At 69.3% G+C, this 17,583-nt stretch carries 15 protein-coding genes; 7 read left to right on the forward strand and 8 right to left on the reverse strand.

The features are described from left to right. Positions 1–99 precede the first annotated feature (99 nt). From ABD240_RS15745 to ABD240_RS15760, 4 genes are all read left to right on the forward strand, one after another. Complete coding sequence (locus ABD240_RS15745) at positions 100–1,557, forward strand: catalase (RefSeq protein ID WP_291796151.1); 1,458 nt, start codon at positions 100–102, stop codon at positions 1,555–1,557. Positions 1,558–1,792: 235 nt separating this feature from the next. Next, positions 1,793–2,836, forward strand: a complete 1,044-nt coding sequence (locus ABD240_RS15750) for a homocysteine S-methyltransferase family protein (RefSeq protein ID WP_344338403.1) — start codon at positions 1,793–1,795, stop codon at positions 2,834–2,836. A gap of 213 nt (positions 2,837–3,049) precedes the next feature. Then, the gene (locus ABD240_RS15755) at positions 3,050–5,233 is read left to right on the forward strand and encodes a heavy metal translocating P-type ATPase (protein WP_344338405.1); all 2,184 of its coding nucleotides are present in this window, start codon (positions 3,050–3,052) and stop codon (positions 5,231–5,233) included. Positions 5,234–5,336: 103 nt separating this feature from the next. After that, positions 5,337–6,323: an Abi family protein gene (locus ABD240_RS15760; RefSeq protein ID WP_344338407.1), complete on the forward strand. Its 987-nt coding sequence runs from the start codon at positions 5,337–5,339 to the stop codon at positions 6,321–6,323. A gap of 36 nt (positions 6,324–6,359) precedes the next feature. Here ABD240_RS15760 and ABD240_RS15765 read toward each other — a convergent pair whose 3' ends face one another. From ABD240_RS15765 to ABD240_RS15790, 6 genes are all read right to left on the reverse strand, one after another. Next, on the reverse strand, positions 6,360–7,238 hold the full coding sequence (locus tag ABD240_RS15765) for an MFS transporter (RefSeq protein ID WP_344338409.1): 879 nt from the start codon (positions 7,236–7,238) through the stop codon (positions 6,360–6,362). A gap of 111 nt (positions 7,239–7,349) precedes the next feature. Beyond that, the gene (locus tag ABD240_RS15770) at positions 7,350–8,573 is read right to left on the reverse strand and encodes a MalY/PatB family protein (RefSeq protein WP_344338411.1); all 1,224 of its coding nucleotides are present in this window, start codon (positions 8,571–8,573) and stop codon (positions 7,350–7,352) included. A gap of 64 nt (positions 8,574–8,637) precedes the next feature. Then, positions 8,638–9,597: a nucleoside hydrolase gene (locus ABD240_RS15775; RefSeq protein ID WP_344338413.1), complete on the reverse strand. Its 960-nt coding sequence runs from the start codon at positions 9,595–9,597 to the stop codon at positions 8,638–8,640. Continuing rightward, positions 9,594–10,622, reverse strand: coding sequence for a LacI family DNA-binding transcriptional regulator (locus ABD240_RS15780; protein WP_344338415.1), 1,029 nt, complete (start codon positions 10,620–10,622; stop codon positions 9,594–9,596). The genes ABD240_RS15775 and ABD240_RS15780 overlap by 4 nt, the downstream gene beginning before the upstream one ends. Positions 10,623–10,636: 14 nt before the next feature. After that, positions 10,637–11,989, reverse strand: coding sequence for an MFS transporter (locus tag ABD240_RS15785; protein ID WP_344338417.1), 1,353 nt, complete (start codon positions 11,987–11,989; stop codon positions 10,637–10,639). A gap of 177 nt (positions 11,990–12,166) precedes the next feature. Continuing rightward, positions 12,167–12,835, reverse strand: a complete 669-nt coding sequence (locus tag ABD240_RS15790; RefSeq protein WP_344338419.1) for a FadR/GntR family transcriptional regulator — start codon at positions 12,833–12,835, stop codon at positions 12,167–12,169. Between the two features lie 148 nt (positions 12,836–12,983). Here ABD240_RS15790 and ABD240_RS15795 point away from each other — a divergent pair, with 148 nt between their 5' ends. Both ABD240_RS15795 and ABD240_RS15800 read left to right on the forward strand, forming a co-directional pair. After that, on the forward strand, positions 12,984–13,763 hold the full coding sequence (locus tag ABD240_RS15795) for an ABC transporter ATP-binding protein (RefSeq protein ID WP_344338421.1): 780 nt from the start codon (positions 12,984–12,986) through the stop codon (positions 13,761–13,763). Between the two features lie 132 nt (positions 13,764–13,895). Next, on the forward strand, positions 13,896–15,071 hold the full coding sequence (locus ABD240_RS15800; protein ID WP_344338423.1) for an ATP-binding protein: 1,176 nt from the start codon (positions 13,896–13,898) through the stop codon (positions 15,069–15,071). A 5-nt stretch (positions 15,072–15,076) separates the two neighbouring features. On the opposite strand, the gene ABD240_RS15805 is transcribed toward ABD240_RS15800, so the two are convergent. Continuing rightward, entirely contained in the window at positions 15,077–15,766 is a 690-nt protein-coding gene (locus ABD240_RS15805; RefSeq protein WP_344338425.1) for an endonuclease III domain-containing protein, read from the reverse strand. A 99-nt stretch (positions 15,767–15,865) separates the two neighbouring features. Here ABD240_RS15805 and ABD240_RS15810 point away from each other — a divergent pair, with 99 nt between their 5' ends. After that, positions 15,866–17,152, forward strand: a complete 1,287-nt coding sequence (locus tag ABD240_RS15810) for an MFS transporter (RefSeq protein WP_344338427.1) — start codon at positions 15,866–15,868, stop codon at positions 17,150–17,152. Between the two features lie 55 nt (positions 17,153–17,207). Here the strand turns inward: ABD240_RS15810 and ABD240_RS15815 are convergent, their stop codons facing one another. Beyond that, positions 17,208–17,513: a helix-turn-helix transcriptional regulator gene (locus tag ABD240_RS15815; RefSeq protein WP_344338429.1), complete on the reverse strand. Its 306-nt coding sequence runs from the start codon at positions 17,511–17,513 to the stop codon at positions 17,208–17,210. Positions 17,514–17,583 lie beyond the last annotated feature (70 nt).

Raw genomic sequence — 17,583 nt, forward strand, 5'->3', positions numbered from 1 at the left:
TTGACATCATTCAAATGTAGGACGAGCATGGCCCTTGAGAGCCTCGCACCTCGCGAGCCGAGGGGCAGAAGGAGCCCTTCGCATCGAAGGAGGATGATGATGGAAGCATTCGATCCGCAGCACGCCTCGACCACGGAGTCCGGCGCACCCCGGGAGTCCGACGCGCATTCGCTCAGCGTGGGCCCCGACGGCCCGCTCCTCCTCCACGACGTCGCACTCGTGGAGAAGCTCGCCCGCTTCGACCGCGAACGCGTGCCCGAACGCAGCCCCCACGCCAAGGGCTCCGGCGCCTTCGGCGAGTTCGAGGTCCTCGAGGACGTCTCCGCCTACACCAAGGCCGATTTCCTCCAGCCCGGCAGGCGCACGCCCATGCTCGCCCGCTTCTCCACCGTCGCCGGCGAGCTCGGCTCCCCGGACTCCTGGCGCGATGTCCGCGGCTTCGCCCTGAAGTTCTACACGGACGAGGGCAACTTCGACATGGTGGGCAACAACACCCCGGTGTTCTTCGTCCGCGATCCCATGAAGTTCCCCGACTTCATCCACTCCCAGAAGCGCCTGCCCGACTCCGGCCTGCGCTCGCCCAACATGCAGTGGGACTTCTGGTCCCTCTCCCCCGAATCCGCGCACCAGGTCGCCTACCTCATGGGCGACCGCGGGCTGCCCCGGACCTGGCGGCACATGAACGGCTACTCCTCCCACACCTACATGTGGATCAACGCCGCAGGCGAGAGGTTCTGGGTCCAGTACCACTTCCACACGGACCAGGGCGTGGAGAACATGACCAACGAAGAGGCCGCCAGGCTCGCCGGTGAGGACGCGGACATCCACCGCCGGGACCTCTTCGAGGCGATCGAGCGCGGGGACCACCCCAGCTGGACGCTCTCGGTGCAGATCATGCCCTACGAGGAGGCCAAGACCTACCGGTTCAACCCCTTCGACCTCACCAAGACCTGGTCGAAGAAGGACTACCCGCTTCACCGTGTCGGCAGGTTCACCCTCAACCAGAACCCCACCAACCACTTCGCCCAGATCGAGCAGGCCGCCTTCAGCCCCTCGAACACCGTTCCCGGCACGGGCGTGTCCCCGGACAAGATGCTCCTCGGGCGCGTCTTCTCCTACCCGGACGCCCAGCGCAACCGGGTGGGCACGAACTTCAACCAGCTGCCCGTCAACGCCCCCAGGACCACGGTGAACTCCTACGACAAGGAGGGGCAGATGCAGTACCACCACTCCGGTGCCGCACCCGTCTACGCACCCAACTCCTACGGCCGTGCCTACCAGGACGCCCAGGGCACGGTGGACAACGGCTGGGAGGCCGACGGTGCACTCATCCGCTCCGCCTACTCCCTCCACGCCGAGGACGACGACTTCGGCCAGGCCCACACCCTGGTCCGCGAGGTCTACTCCGAGGAGGAGCGCGACCGGCTGGTCGAGACCGTCTCCGGCATGCTCGCCTCCTGCGAGGAGCCCGTCCTGGCCAACTCCCTCCAGTACTGGAGGAACATCGACGCCGAGGTCGGCGCGAGGATCGAGAAGCGGGTGGGCGAACTCCGCTGACGCACGCTCCGAGGGTCCGGACGTCCGCTGCGGGCGTCCGGACCCTCCTCTCTGCGGCTGGGCCGCCGTGGCCCGGCCCGCCCGGCGACGGTTTGTGACATCGCTCGCACGGGCGCGGGCTCCGCTGGGGCATCCTCGACAGTGCCGGGCGGCCTCCGCGCGCAGCGGAGACCGCCGTGCACTCGCCCCGACGCCCACCCGTGCACTGCAGTGCACCGACCGACTGGAGACCCCCATGACCAACGAGCTGACCTCCCGCCTCGACGCCGGGCCCGTGATCGTCGCAGAGGGCTTCCTCTTCGAGCTGGAGCGCCGCGGCTACCTCACCGCAGGCGAGTTCGTGCCCGAGGTGGCGCTCGAGCACCCGGAGGCGCTGCGGACCCTGCATGTGGACTTCCAGCGGGCGGGTTCGGACATCGTGGAGGCGTTCACCTACAACGGCCACCGCGAGAAGATGCGCGTGATCGGCAAGGAGGATCTGCTCGAGCCGCTCAACCGCAGCGCCCTGCAGATCGCCCGCCAGGTGGCGGATGCGAAGCCCGGCAACCTCATGGCCGGCAACATCTCGAACTCCAACATCTGGGACCCGGAGAACCCGGCCGCGCAGGCAGAGGTCCGCTCGATGTTCGAGGAGATGGTGGGCTGGGCCGTGGAGGAGGGCGCTGATCTCATCATCGGTGAGACCTTCTACTACGCGCAGGAGGCGCTCACGGCCCTGGAGGTGGCGCGGGCCACCGGCCTGTCCACCGTCATCACCCTCGCACCCATGGCCTTCGAGGAGATGGCCGACGGGGTGAGCGTCGTCGAGACCGCGAAGCGCCTCGAGCAGGCGGGTGCGGACGTGGTGGGCCTCAACTGCTTCCGCGGACCGGCCACGATGCTGCCGCACCTCACGGCGATCCGCGAGGCCGTCTCCTGTCACGTGGGCGCTCTGCCGATCCCCTACCGCACGACGCAGGCGGAGCCCACGTTCTTCAACCTCAGCGATGTCGCGGCCAGCGTGCCCTCGCCCCACGGCCGCACCTTCCCCACCGCGCTGGACCCGCTGCAGACCAACCGCTATGAGATCGGCGCGTTCGCCCGCGAGGCCTACGGCCTGGGCGTGAACTACCTGGGCGTGTGCTGCGGTGCGGCCCCCATGCACATCCGTCAGGTCGCGGAGGCCGTGGGGCTGGAGACGGAGGCCAGCCGCTTCTCGGAGAAGATGGAGAACCACTTCATGTACGGCAGCAACGAGCGCCTGCCGGAGCACATCGTGGGCCTCGGCGCCCGCGCCTGAGGCGCTTGCTCGACTCCTCACCGCATGCGCTTGCGCCGCCGGCTCCATCCGGCGGCGCAAGCACATTCAGCACCCGGTGCATCGCTCCTCCCCACGCGCAGGTGCCGGCGGACCTTCCTTGAAAAATACCCCCTGGGGGTATATTCTCCGGAGAGTGGTCGGCCGACGACCACACCGCTCCACGCGGCCGCCGCCATGGGAGGAGGAACGCCGATGACCCCCGGTCACCCGCACTCGTACTCGCACGACTCTCGCACACACCCCGCCCCGCCGGCGCACGACCACGAGGCGCATCACCACGGCGCGCTGGCCTCGGACACCGCGGCGGAGCCCGCCGGGCACGGAGACCACTCGGGTCACTCGGGTCATGCTGCGCACGCCGAGCACGCGGGCCACTCAGGTCACGCGGGTCACTCCGGGCACGGAGACCACGTCGCACAGTTCCGGCGGCTCTTCTGGATCATGCTCGCCCTCGCGGTGCCCGTCGTCGCCTTCAACTCCATGTTCGCGAGCCTGCTCGGCTACGGCCTGCCGGATCTCGCCTGGGTGCCGTGGGTCTCGCCCGTCCTCGGCACGCTCATGTACGTCTGGGGCGGCAGGCCCTTCCTCACGGGCGGCCTCGCGGAGATCCGCGACCGGAAGCCGGGGATGATGCTGCTCATCGCTCTGGCGATCACCGTCGCGCTCCTCTCCTCCTGGGGCGCGAGCCTGCATCTCCTCTCCCACGAGCTCGACTTCTGGTGGGAGCTCGCCCTGCTGATCGCCATCATGCTCCTGGGGCACTGGCTGGAGATGCGCTCACTCGCGCAGACCAGCTCCGCGCTGGACTCCCTCGCCGCTCTCCTGCCGGACGAGGCCGAGAGGGTCGAGGGCGAGCAGATCGCCACCGTCTCCCCGGAGGACCTGCGGGTGGGCGACGTGGTGGTCGTACGGCCCGGCGCCTCGGTGCCCGCGGACGGCCGGATCATCGACGGTGCGGCCAGCATGGACGAGTCGATGGTCACCGGTGAGTCGCGGCCGGTGCGCCGCGGAACCGGGGCCGCGGTGGTCGCGGGTACGGTCGCCACGGACTCCGGGCTCCGCGTGGAGGTCACCGCCACGGGCGATGAGACCGCTCTCGCGGGGATCCGGAAGCTCGTCTCCGACGCCCAGGCCTCCTCCTCCCGCGCTCAGCGGATCGCGGACACCGCCGCCGGGTGGCTGTTCTGGTTCGCCCTGGGATCCGCCGCGGTCACCGCGCTCGTGTGGAGCCTGCTCGGAATGCCGGACAGTGCGGTCGTGCGGACCATCACCGTGCTCGTCATCGCCTGCCCGCACGCCCTCGGCCTCGCCATCCCGCTGGTCGTCTCGATCGCCACAGAGCGCGCCGCCCGCGCTGGCGTGCTCGTCAAGGACCGGCTCGCGCTCGAATCCATGCGCACGGTCGACGCCGTCCTGTTCGACAAGACCGGCACGCTCACCAGGGGCGAACCCACCGTCACCGGAGTGGAGCCCGCCGGCGCACGAACCGCGGACGAGGTGCTGGCGCTGGCAGCCGCGGCGGAGGCGGACAGCGAACACCCCCTCGCGAAGGCCATCGTGGGAGCGGCGGAGCACCGCGGCCTCGGGCTCGCCTCCGCCCGCGACTTCACCTCCTCCCCCGCGGAGGGCGTGAGCGCCCGGATCGAGGACACCCTCGTGGCAGTGGGCGGGCCGCATCTGCTGGAGCGCCACGGTACTGCAGAGCTGCCGGTGGCGGAGCAGTGGCGGGACGAGGGCGCGATCATCCTCCACGTCCTCGCGGACGGTGAGGTGATAGGCGCGCTGCGGCTGGCCGACGAGATCCGGCCGGAGTCCCGTGCGGCGGTGGACGCCCTCCACGCCGCGGGAAGTGAGGTCGTGATGATCACCGGAGACGCCGAGGCCGTCGCCCGGACCGTAGCCGGTCAGCTCGGGATCGACCGGGTGTTCGCCGGGGTGCGCCCGGAGGACAAGGCCGCCACCGTCGCCTCCCTCCAGGAGGAGGGGCGGAAGGTCGCGATGGTGGGCGACGGGGTGAACGACGCCCCCGCGCTCGCGCAGGCCGACGTGGGCATCGCGATCGGCGCGGGCACGGACGTGGCGATCGGCTCCGCGGGCGTCATCCTCGCGTCCTCGGATCCGCGCGCCGTGCTCTCCGTCTTCGCGCTCTCGCGGGCGACCTTCCGCAAGATGAAGCAGAACCTCTGGTGGGCGGCCGGCTACAATCTCATCTCCGTGCCGCTGGCCGCCGGGGTGCTCGCACCCGTGGGCTTCGTGCTGCCCATGAGCGTGGGCGCGATCCTCATGTCCGCCTCGACCGTGGTCGTCGCGCTCAACGCGCAGCTGCTGCGTCGTCTGGACCTCTCGCCGGAGGCGCTGACGTCCCCGCGGCCGTGAGAGGCCTCCCCGTCGAGCAGACGCCAGCCCTGCTATGATGTGAACATCATGATCAGCCCGTTGCCGCAAGGCGCGGGCTGATTTTCGTAGAGAGGAGAGCCACATGGCCGAGTACGCGAAGCCGTGGCTGTCCGTCGAGGAGCAGATCCTCCGACTCACGCGACAGGGAGTCGAAGTGTCGGACAAGGCTCACGCAGTCGCACTGCTGGAAGCGGTGGGCTACTACCGTCTCACCGGTTATCTCTATCCGTTCAGAAAGTCCGAACAATACCTCGACGCGCAGGGTCGCCCCCGCATGCGAATCCTCAGCGGATACCGGTCGGGGACCACGCTCACACACGCTGCAGAAATCATCACCTTCGACAGACAGCTGCGCATGCTTGTCATGGAAGGTGTTGAACGCATCGAAGTCGCAGTCCGCACGCGTATCGGCTATGCACTCGGGCGCACTTCCGCATTCGCACATGAAGATCCAAACTGTTTCACCCCGGCATTCACAGCTGAAAGCACTGACACGCGCCGACCCGCCCCAAGCCGACACGTGCAATGGCTCCAACGAGTCAATGCCCGCCGGGCAGGCTCCGATGAGCGGTTCGTCGACCATTTCCGCGAGAAGTACGACGACCGAATGCCGATCTGGGCGCTCACCGAAATACTCGAGTTGGGCCACCTCGCAGTGCTCTATCGAGGCATGAAGCAGGTGGACGCGGAACAGATCGCAAGCGCATTCGAAGTTCCGACGAAGAAGCTCATGGCCAGTTGGCTCGCCAGCCTCAACTACGTGCGAAACGTGGCTGCGCACCACGGAAGGCTGTACAACCGCAGTCTCCAATATGCGCCAGCAAGACCCAAGATCGGTCAGATTCCGGCCTTGGATCACCTGAGAGACGAGGAAACCACCAAGGGAACTTTTGGGACGTACAACGCACTGGCTGTCATCGCCTACCTACTGCGGACGATTGACTCCGGCTCTGACTGGCCTCTGCGTCTGGCAGCGCTCCTACAGGCATTTCCGACCTCACAGACCCTGACTGTCCAGTCGATGGGGGCTCCCCGAAGGTGGCAGGACGTTTCCCTCTGGCATTCCTGAAGGGCAGACAGGCGCCCTGCATTGAGTGAGGCGCCCTCAAACCTCAGCCCGCAGCCGGGCGAAGGCGCGGCCGGCGAGGAGCACGATGAGCGGGATCAGGAAGACCATGGCGATGAGACCGAGGGCGGAGAAGCTGGTCAGCGCGAGCAGCGGGCCCGCGGCGAACGACCAGCCGACGCCGAGCAGGATGAGGGAGCAGATGATCCACGGCGTGCCGTCCGGTCGCCGGACCGCAAGGAGAAGCGACGCGAAGAAGATCAGCACACCGATGGCGATCGCGGAGCGGTGGCCCATCCGGTCCGTCACCTGCCCCACCACAGGAGCGAGCACGTACATGCCGAGAACATGGAGGCTGATGGTGATGCCCACCAGCGTCACGGTGTCGGCCTGAGGGGCGATGTGCACCGGGGTCATCGTCATGATGGACACCATCACGATCTGTGCGAGGACGATCGCGAGGGCCGCTGGACGTGCACGAGGGTTCCCGCGCAGCTCCGCCCCGGCCTCCCGGATGCGCGCGGACGGGGCCTTCTTCGCAGCGGGGACGCTTCCCTCCGCTGCATTCCCGGCCTTCACCGCTCCCGGACCACCCGAGCCGGTGAGCGGATCCGGGCGGAGCCAGACGAAGACGGCGAGTCCACCCAGAAACAGACAGACCGCTGCGATGAGGAACGCACCCGCGAACACCGTCATGCCCGTCACCGCACTGGGCGCCCCGCCTGGCACACCGAGGTTGGGGCCGAGCACCATTCCGAGTGTTCCGACCCAGACGGTGAGTGACAGAGAGAGCGCCCGCTGCGGAGATCCACCAGCCGGTGGCGAGTGCGGTCCGCCTGCCGTGCGTGGCGGCGAGGCTGCCCAGCGGCATTCCCAGCAGGGCAGCACCGAGAGTGCTCGCAGCCGCCCAGGTCTCATTGGCGCTGACCTGCTCGGCGAGAAGCACCCCGATCGAGGGAGCGAATGCCGCCATAACCTCCGGCTATGCTCCTGTAGGGACCGCGACTCCCCTCCTGCTCCCGAAGAAGGTCAGCCCCGCCGAGCGACAGCTGCGGTGAGGCGGGAGATCGCCTCGTCGACGGTGCTGCGGGGACATCCGAGATTGACCCGCATGTAGCCGTTGCCCTCGACGCCGAACTTGGGCCCGCGGTCCAGCCAGAGGCGCGCCTGCGTGAGCATGAAGTCGTCGAGCTCCTCGACGCTCAGCCCCAGCCCGCGGCAGTCCATCCACGCCAGGTAGAGGGAGTCGCCCGGGAGCACGTGCAACCCGGGGCAGGCGCTGTTGACGCTCTGCGCGAAGTGCTCGCGGTTGCCCCGCACGTACTCCAGCAGGCCCTCCAGCCAGGGCTCGCCGTGCGTGTAGGCGGCCTCGGCGGCCACCATCCCCAGGCTGTTCAGCAGGGGGAAGAAGTTCCTCTCGTAGGTGCGCGCCACGGCCGCGCGCAGTCGCGCGTCCGGGATGACCATGGCGGCCGCCTGGAGCCCCGCGAGGTTGAAGGTCTTGCTGGGGGCCACACAGGTGACGCTGTTCCGCGCGAACTCCTCGCCCAGCGTGGCGAACGGCGTGTGCGCCGCCGCAGGGTTGAGCACGAGGTCCTGGTGCACCTCATCGGAGACGACGAGGACGCCGTGCCGGGCGCAGATCTCACCCATCTGCCGCAGTTCGTCCGCAGACCAGACGTTGCCGGTGGGGTTGTGGGGGTTGCTGAGGATGAACACCGCAGTGTCCGGCCGGATGGCGGCCTCGAAGACCTGCGGGTCGAAGCGGTAGCGATCGCCCTCGCGCACCAGGGGTGCGTACGCCAGGCGGCGGCCGTTCATGAGCATGTCCTCATGGAAGTGTCCGTAGACCGGCGGCTGGATGAGGACGGTGTCGCCGGGCCGGCTGACCGTCTGCACGACGGTCTTGAGCCCGGTGATGATGCCGGCGGAGGGCAGCACCCACTCGGGATCGACCGTCCAGCCGTAGCGGCGTCCCTGCCAGGAGGTCAGCGCCTCGAGGAATCCCGCGGAGAGCCCTGCGGAGTACCCGAACACGCCGAACTCCACCGCCTCGTGCAGCGCATCGACGACCGGCTGCGGTGCGCGGAAGTCCATGTCGGCCACCCACATGGGAAGCGGCTCCGCCGCGGCCTGGGCCGGCGTGAGCGTCGCCGCAGCGGCGTCCCACTTCATCGAGTTGGTGCCCCGGCGCTCGATGACGGGGTCGAAGGCGCTGGTCTGCGGGGAGGCGGAGGCCTGACGCGTGTGCATGGTGGGTGCCCTCACAATACGGTCGGAAGCAGGGTGCGACTTCAGACTAATGCGCTCCGGGCTCTCAGGCACCGGACCGGACGCCCAGGACGGTCTCGGCCCAGGCCTCGACCAGCCGGTCGTTGTCCACCGCGGTCACCATGTCCACCTCCGTCCCCTCCGGATCCGGCAGCAGCTTGCCGGCCGGGCGCTCCGCGATCCGCACCCGGCGCCGCGCACGGGCTACCAGCCCGGGCTCCACGAGCGCGGCGAGGACCACGAGGTCGTGCAGCCACATCCCATTCACCGGGCGGGTCGCGCTGCTGTGCGCCAGCCAGGGCTCCAGCCACCGCCCGATCGAGGCGAGGTCCTCCGGGCTGCGAGCCCGTGCCTCTGCACTGATCCGGGTCCACCGCTCCCACGAGAGCTCGGTCGTCCTCGTCACGTCGAGCGGCACCACGGTGAGCGGCAGCCCGCTGCTCAGGACGGCCCGCGCGGCATGGGGATCCACCGCGAAGTTGGTGTCCACGTCCTCGTTCCTGGCGAGGAAGCCTCCCATGAGGCAGACCCGCTCGACGCCGGCGAGGGCAGCGGGGGCATGACGGAGCAGCCGGGCCAGATTGGTCAGCGGGCCGAGGCACACCAGCGTCACGCTGTCGCCCGCGGCGAGGAGGTCTGCGGCGAGTGCGGGCAGTGGGTCCTCCCCCGCCTCGGCGCCGTACCGGTGCGGAGGTTCCGCGACCCCCCACCGCCGGCAGACCTCGGGAGAGCGCCCCGGGGCGTCCAGACGCGACCGCCAGGCGGCCCGCTCCCCGGACAGTGGTGTGTCCGCGCCCTGCAGGAGGCGGGGTCCGCGCCCACCGAGCTCCCGCAGCAGCCGCGCCGCGGCATCACGGCCCTCCGCCGCCGAGGTGTTGCCGAACACCGTCCAGATGGATTCGACCTCGATCTCCGGATGCCGGAGGGCGAAGGCCAGGGCGATCGCGTCGTCGACGTTCGCGCCGGGGATGCCGTTGCCGGGATCGCAGTCGATCACGACCTTCATGCGTCCGCCTCCGCTGCCGGAACCTCACAGCCACAGCTCTCCCGGCGCACGAGCTCGGAGGCGGCGGTGAGTCCGGTGACTGCGGAATCGGGTTCGAGCGCATCCGCGATCTCGCGCGCGAGTGCGGACACCTGCAGCTCGACGGTGGTCAGCGAGGGAATGGCGAAGGCCGCCGCCGGCGTACCGTTGTAGGCGACGACGCTGAGGTCCTCAGGGACCCTGACGCCTGCTCGATGGAGTCCTCTGAGCAGCCCGGTCGCCTGCATCTCGTTCGCGGTGACGACGGCGTCGCAGCCGGACTCGAGTAGGTGTCCCGCCGCGTCCGCGCCGGCCTCCTGGGTGAATGGCACGTTCATCCGGACGGTCGGAGACAACCCTGCCGCGGAGACCGCATCGGCCCAGCCTCGGGATCTCTCCGCGGAGTTGAGCCTGCCCTGGGGCCCACCCAGATGCGCGATGCGGGTGCGCCCGTGCGCGAGCAGATGCTCCGTCGCCAGCCGCACACCTCGGTACTCCTCCGCGTCCACGGAGATGAGGCGACCGGCCGGCGCGGCCTCCGTGACTCCGGAACCGGCGAGGTCGTTGACCACGACCACAGGCAGGGCGGAGCCTCCGAGCACGTCGAGCGGCGGCGGCAGGTCGACCGAGTACCAGACGAGGCCCGCCACCTGCTGGGCGAGGAGCGTCTCGACGACTGTCGCCGCCCGGGCGGGTTCATCGCCGGAGTCCCCGATGAGCAGCGAGTAGCCGCGGCCGAAGAGCTCCCGCTCCAGGCTCTGCGTCAGCTGGGCGAGGAAGGGGTTCGCCAGATCCGGAACCACCAGGCCGATGACGGTGCTGCGGCCGGAGACGAGCGCGCGTGCCGCGCTGTTGGGCCTGTACCCGGTCTTCGCGATGGCGGCGAGCACCCTCCGCCGCGCGTCCTCGGAGACCGAGCGCGGACCGTTGTTGAGCACATAGCTGACGACGGCTGTCGAGGTCCCGGCGATCCGCGCGACCTCCTCCTGGGTGGGCCGTTTGGTCACGTGTGCGCCTTTCGTCAGACTGCGTCCGTCAGCAGCGTGAGATCACGGCCGCGGGTCTCCGGAGCGAAGAAGGTGGTGACCAGACCGATCCCGGCCATGACCACGAAGTAGACCGCCAGCGGGATCCACGATCCCCAGGCCGCGAGCAGAGCCGCGGCCACCATCGGCGCCGTCCCTCCGGAGAGTATAGAGCCGAGCTCCTTCGCGACCCCCATCTTCGTGTACCGGTGCTGCACCCCGAAGAGCTCCGCCCCGTAAGCCGCCTGCGCACCGAACATGCCGAGCGAGGCCAGGCACATGCCCACGACGATGACGCCTCCCACCACAAGGGGCTCGCGGGATTCCAGGAGCAGGAATGCGGGCACGCCGTAGACGACGAGCAGAAGGCAGAACACGCGGTAGACGATGCGGCGGCCGAACCGGTCGGTGAGCCAGCCGGAGAAGGGGATGACCGCGAAGCCGAGGAGGGAGGCGACGACCACGGCGGTGGTGGGCACCGACTTGTCGACCGCCAGCGCGTTGACGACATAGCCGATCAGGAACCCCTGCGCGATGTAGGAGGGGCCGTTCTCACCGATGCGCAGGCCGAGCATGACGAAGAACGCCCGCCATCCGGAACCCTGTGGCTCCTGCGCGGCGTGTGCGAGGTTCTGCTCCTTCGACTCCTTGAAGGACTCGAAGACCGGGCTCTCCCTCATCGTCCTGCGCAGGAGCAGAGCGGCACCGGCCACGAGGATCGAGCACAGGAACGGGATGCGCCAGCCCCAGGCCACGACGTCCTCCTGCGGCAGGAGGAGAACCAGGAGCCACACCGAGGAGGCCAGCAGGGTTCCGCTGTTCGAACCCACACCGATGAGAGAGGCCACGAGCCCGCGCCTCTTCGTGGGTGCGCTCTCCGCGAGCATCACCGCACCTCCCGAGAGTTCCGCACCTGCACCGAATCCCTGGCAGATGCGCAGGAACACGAGGATCGCAGGCGCCCACACGCCGATCGCGGCATAGCTCGGGATGAGGCCGATCGCCGTGGTGGAGACGCCCATGAGCGCCACGGTGATGACGAGGACCAGTTTCCGCCCGTGTCTGTCGCCCACCCGTCCCAGCACGATGGCACCCACGGGGCGCGCGATGAAGCCGACGGCCCAGGTGGCGAACGAAGAGAGCAGCGCGACCACCGGCCCCTGTTCGGGGAAGAAGACCTCCCCGAACACCAGTCCGGCGGCGAGGCCGTAGAGCGCGAAGTCCACGTACTCCATGGTCGTCCCGAGCCAGATCGAGACGATCGTCGACCAGAAGTTCCGGCGGCCCTCGGGGGTCTCGTAATGGAGATCCGCCTGCTGCGGAGCGCCGGCGGTATCAGTACGGCTCACTGCTGAACCCTTTCGGAGGAGGTGCCTGCCGGGTGAATCTATACGCTTAGATCCCTTGCGGACAAGCGCAGGAGGCCACCGCTCCGTGAAGCTCCGGTGAACGCGGGCCCGGGCCTGCCCATGCGGGAGGAATGCTCAGCAGCGCGGCGAGCAGGACACCCACATGCTGGCCCGCCCCTACTGCAGAACACCCATCAGTGCCGTGAGGTGTGCGCGGCTCAGACGGCGGGCTGCCACAGCATCACCTGCCGCAATGGCTTCCACGAGGCCCGCATGGCTGTCATGATCCGACTCGTCCGAGAGGCCCTTGCCCATACGGAGCATCTCGAGCATCGCTCTGCGCACTCGCGGCACGAACGAGTCGAAGATCTCCAGCAGGACGGGATTGGCGGCCGCAGCGACGACGGCACGGTGGAATCGCATGTCCGCTTCCGCCCAGGCCTCACTGCCCGCTTCCCGCCCCTCACGGTCCGCGAGCGCGCGGCGGATGTCACGCATGCCGTCGGGCGTGCGCCGCTCCGCAGCACAGGCCGCCGCCTCGGCCTCGATGGCGATCCTCGCCTCGAGCACCGCAACGATCCCTGCGCGCCGCAGCACCGCATCCCAGTCCTCGGCGACGTCCAGCGCCGTCACGAACACGCCGGAGCCCTGCCGCGATTCCAGGACACCCCTGCCAGCGAGCTGGCGAATGGCCTCGCGGACCGTCGAGCGACCAACCTTGAGCTGGGACGCGAGAGTCGTCTCGCCGGGCAGCCTGGCCCCCAGCGTCCACTCGCCGGCGCGGATCCGCGTCAGCAGCGCTTCCGCCACCCGGTCGGCAAGCGGCGTCCGTCCGATCACGCTCATCTCCCCACTCGCCCTCTTTCACCCGGCCCTCAACTTGTCTGAGGAGTTGTGTAGAGTCTACCCAGTCCCAGTGATGCCACCTGCCTCGCGGCGGCACATACCGGACTGAGCACGCACTGGACAGAGCAGACCGAGGAGGAAGCACCCGATGAATGAGGTCCTGCGGATGCGGAACGTCGATGTGGTCCGCGGGTCGCGGCAGATCCTCACGGGCATCGACTTCACCGTCTCCACCGGCGAACACTGGGCGCTGATCGGCCCGAACGGGGCAGGGAAGAGCACGATCCTCAGCATGTGCGGTGCGGAGAGGCATCCCACCCGCGGGACCGTCCACGTCCTCGGTCACCAGCTTGGTCGCGTGGAAATCCGCATGTTGCGGGAGTCGATCGGTCACGTCAATCCGCGTCATCCGCTGCGGTCGGCCCGCACCGCGCGCGAGGTGGTGCTCACGGGTATCACCGGCACCACCGAGCTGATGCCCCGGTGGGTTCCCGCCTCCGCCACACTGGACCGGGCCGACGCCCTCATCGAGATGCTCGGCCTCGATGCGGATCTCACGTGGCCGACGATGTCACAGGGCGAACGCGGCAGGACGCTCATCGCCCGTGCACTCATCACCGACCCGCCCCTGCTGCTCCTCGATGAACCGTCGACCGGCTTGGACGTGGCTGCACGCGAGCAGTTCCTCGAGACGGTGGACACGCTCCATCGCACGCAGCCGGAGCTCACCTCCGTGCTCGTCACACATCACCTGGAGGAGCTGCCGGAGACGACCACCCACGCGATGCTGGTCAAGGACGGCCGCGTCCTCGCCGCCGGCAGCGCAACGTCGGTCCTCACCAGCGAGCTCGTCTCCGAGTGCTTCGACCACCCGATCCGCATCGAGCATCAGGACCACCGCTGGCAGGCACGTGCGGTCCGGAGCTGACCGCTCCGTCATACCCCTGCTCATGGCCCCCACCTGCACGCGCCCTCCTTCGAGGCCACCACAGGCGCTCGAGGTCATACGCTATAAAGTGCTATAAACACGCACTGATGCTATATCTGCTATTGTGCGCTCATGGCGGAGACAGCATCCCGGCGTCAGCCCAATCCGTACCGCCCCGGCTTCAATCAGGCCCCGATGGTCTTCGCGGGGCGCCAGGAGATCCTCGACGCCGCGGGTGAGGCCATGGAGGTGGCGGCCTTCGACGGCCGCACCCCGCGTCCCCTCATCCTCGTGGGGCCGCGCGGAGTGGGCAAGACCGTCACCCTCGGGGAGATCTCCCATGCCGCAGCCGCGCAGCACTCCTGGCCCACTGTGCACGTCGAGGCCACCGCGGGCGGGCTGACGGAGACGCTGACCGTACGGCTCCGCGCCGTACGCAGCCTCCTCGAGGGACGCACTCCCACGGACCGGCAGCGCGGCGGCGCCAGAATCACCGGCGCCAAGGTGCAGGCCTCGATCCTCGGAGTCGGAGGCGGCATCGAGGTCGAGCGTGACACCACGGAATCGCGCCGCAGCCTTGACGCCGAGCTCCGGGACACCATGACGGTCGCGATGGAGCGCGAGGCAGGGCTCCTCCTCACCCTCGACGAGCTGCAGAACGCCTCGTCGGCAGAGCTGCACGCCCTCGGAGGGGTGCTGCAGGAGAACGTGCCGGAGGGCTGGCCCCTCGTCGTCGCGGTGGGCGCGCTCCCCTCGCTGCGCGGGAAGCGCAGCGGCAGACTCCCCACGTACCTGGAGAGAGCCGAGTGGCACACTCTCGAGACGCTGCCGGGTTCGGACGCACGCGCAGCGCTCAGCGGGCCGGCGGAGCGCTCCCACCGGCCCATGACCGCGGAAGCGGTCGAGGCGCTGCTCGCACTCTCCGGCGGGTATCCGTACGCGATCCAGGTCGCCGGGCACTTCGCCTGGCGCGCTTCCCACGGCCGCACCGCGATCACGGAACAGCACGCCCGGGAGGCCGAGCCGCGCATCGTCGCCGATCTGGACCAGCTCTTCCTCAGCCGGTGGGAAGACGCAAGCCCCCGCGAGCGCGAATACCTCACAGCGCTCGCCGCCGCCGAACTCTCCCATCCGGCGCCGAACGGCGGGCACGTCGCCGCCGTGCTGGACGAGCGCGTCACTGCGGTGTCCTACCTGCGTGATCGGCTCATGAAGAAGGGCACGATCTATCGTGACGGCGCCGGGGGTCTGCGCTTCATCACCCCGGGGATGGGCGATTGGGTCCGCCGCACGGCCAATCCTCGCTGACGGACTCATCCGCCTCCCGCCGGACGAGCACCCTGCGAGCGCTTGCCCTCCTCGACGATGAGGCCGTGCAGCTCCGCCAGATCCGCCACGGCGAGGCCTGCCTCGGCGAGGGCCGGGGCGAGCGCACGGCGTGCCGCCTCGTAGCTCCGCGGGACGGCGAACCCACGAGCCGTGAGCAGCCTCCGGGCATAGGCGTCCGCGATGAATGCCGGACGGCGATAGCCGTAGAGCCCGATGACATCGGCCGTCTCAGGCCCGATCCCCCGGAGAGCGAGCAGCTCCGCTCGCAGCTCACCGTCGCTGAGCCCCGGCACCTCCGCCTCACGCTCCTCGGTCCAGGCGGCGAGCGCCCGGAGTGCTGCCGCCTTGGCCCGCATGAACCCCGATGGGCGGATGAGGGCGCGCAGGTCCTCCTCGGGCACTGCCCGCAGGAGTGAGGGCCGGAGCAGGTCAGCCGCGCGCAGCCGGTCGAGACTCATCTCCACGTTCTGCCAGCGCGTGTTCTGGACGAGCACGGCACCCGCCATCATCTCGAAGCGGTCCTGCGCCGGCCACCACCAGCCCTGCGGACCATGCACAGCGAGGAGGTCAGTATGAAGCGTCCGCAGGTCGAGGTCCGCGAGCCGGCGCAGTGCGGCGGCTTCCGCCACCCATGCGTCTCCGCCCATGCCCGTGTGCCCATCAGCTCCTCCCATGCTCCTCACCCTAGGGCTTCCCCGGCGTGCCCTGCGCCGCCGCACTCTCTGAGGCCACGCGGGTTGCTCTGAAGGCGGGGACGGGGTTGGAATGAGCCCATGCCCGTTCCCCACTCCGGCGACTCCTCGCCCGCTCCCGTCGCCTCCGGACCGCCCTCCCACAGCAGCGGAGGAGCTCGCCGGACGGGCAGTGCGATTCTCCTGGGCACAGGTCTCATCCTCATCGGGCTGAATCTGCGGCCGGCGGTGGCCTCCGTGGGCCCGGTGCTCACGGACATCCAGGACGATCTGGGCTTCTCCGCGACCGCCGCCAGCCTGCTCACCACCATCCCCGTCTTCGCTTTCGGGGCCTTCGCGTTCCTCACTCCCCTGCTCAGCAGGAGGCTGGGCACCCATCGTCTGCTGGGCATACTCATGCTGGTGCTCACAGCCGGCATCCTGCTGCGTCTCCACCCCAGCCTCACCGCGCTTTTCGCAGGCACCGTCCTGCTGGGCGCGGCGATCGCGGTGGGCAATGTGCTCCTCCCGCCCGCCATCAAACAGGACTTCCCGCACCGCGCAGGCCTCATGATGGGCCTGTACTCGATGGTGCTCTTCGTGGGACCGGCCATCGCCTCGGGCGCCACCGCACCGCTGGCCCACGCGCCCGGCAGCGACTGGCGCAGGGCACTGGCGATCTGGGCGCTCCCCGCGCTCCTCGCCTTCGCCCTCTGGCTCCCCCAACTGAGACGGGGCCCGCGCCCGAGGCCGATCTCGGGCGCGGCCGGTCCTCCGGTGCCGTCCAGGTTCCGGACGCTGGTCACGGATCCCACGGCGCTCGCCGTCACCGCCCACATGGGGCTGCAGAGCGCCGGCTACTACACGTTCCTCACATGGACTCCCGCCCTCCTGCAGGACGCAGGAGTGCCCGCCGCCGAGGCCGGGCTGATGATCGCCTACTCCGCCCTCCCCGCGATCCTCGCCTCTCTCGCGGCACCGGTCGTCGCCGCGCGCATGCGCCGCGGATGGGTGCTCGTGGTGCTCACGGTCGCCGTGACCGGCACGGGACTGCTGGGACTGCTCCTCGCCCCCGCCGCCGGCGGCTACGCCTGGTTGACCCTGCTGGGACTGGGGCAGGGTGCGGCGATCGGCCTGGCCCTGTCCTACATCGTCGGACGGTCCGCGGACGCACAGCAGGCGGCCGGGCTCTCCACCATGGCGCAGGGCAGCGGGTATGTCATCGCCGGCCTCGGGCCGCTGGGGTTCGGCGCGGTCCACTCCCTCACCGGAGGATGGGCCGCGCCTCTGGCGGTCCTGCTCCTCGCGCTCGTCCTGCAGCTGGTGGCGGGGATCCTCGCAAGCCAGGACGTCGTCGTCGGTGAGAGGCGAAAGCGGGCCGCGAGCTGAGTGCGGCCGCTGGTCTCATACGACGGTGTGCGCTTCCCCAGGTTTGAGACCCATCTCAGGCAACTTGAATGCGGGCATCGCCGGTCACGTACTCGAGGACGAGCCCGCCGCCAACGGCCTCAAGGTATCCACGAATAGTGCCGATCTTGGCGTTGTCGAGTTCACCGTGTTCGATCTTGGAGACTTGCCGCTGCGAGACCCCGATCCTGTCAGCAAGCTGCTGCTGGGTCAGCCCAGCGTTCTCCCGCAATTCCCGGAGACGGAATGCCCGCACCTCAGCAAGCATCCGCTCCTTATGAGCGTCGACCCTGCGCCGGTCCACAGGATGCTCTGCAAGGAAGTCAGAGAGTTTCATGGCCATGTCAGTCACCTTCCTTCAACATCCTCAAATGATCATCCAGCAGATCGTCGGCGATCGGAATGTTCCTCCT

Origin of the sequence: Brevibacterium salitolerans, assembly GCF_039531405.1 — a bacterium.
In the GTDB taxonomy this organism is placed as follows: domain Bacteria; phylum Actinomycetota; class Actinomycetes; order Actinomycetales; family Brevibacteriaceae; genus Brevibacterium; species Brevibacterium salitolerans.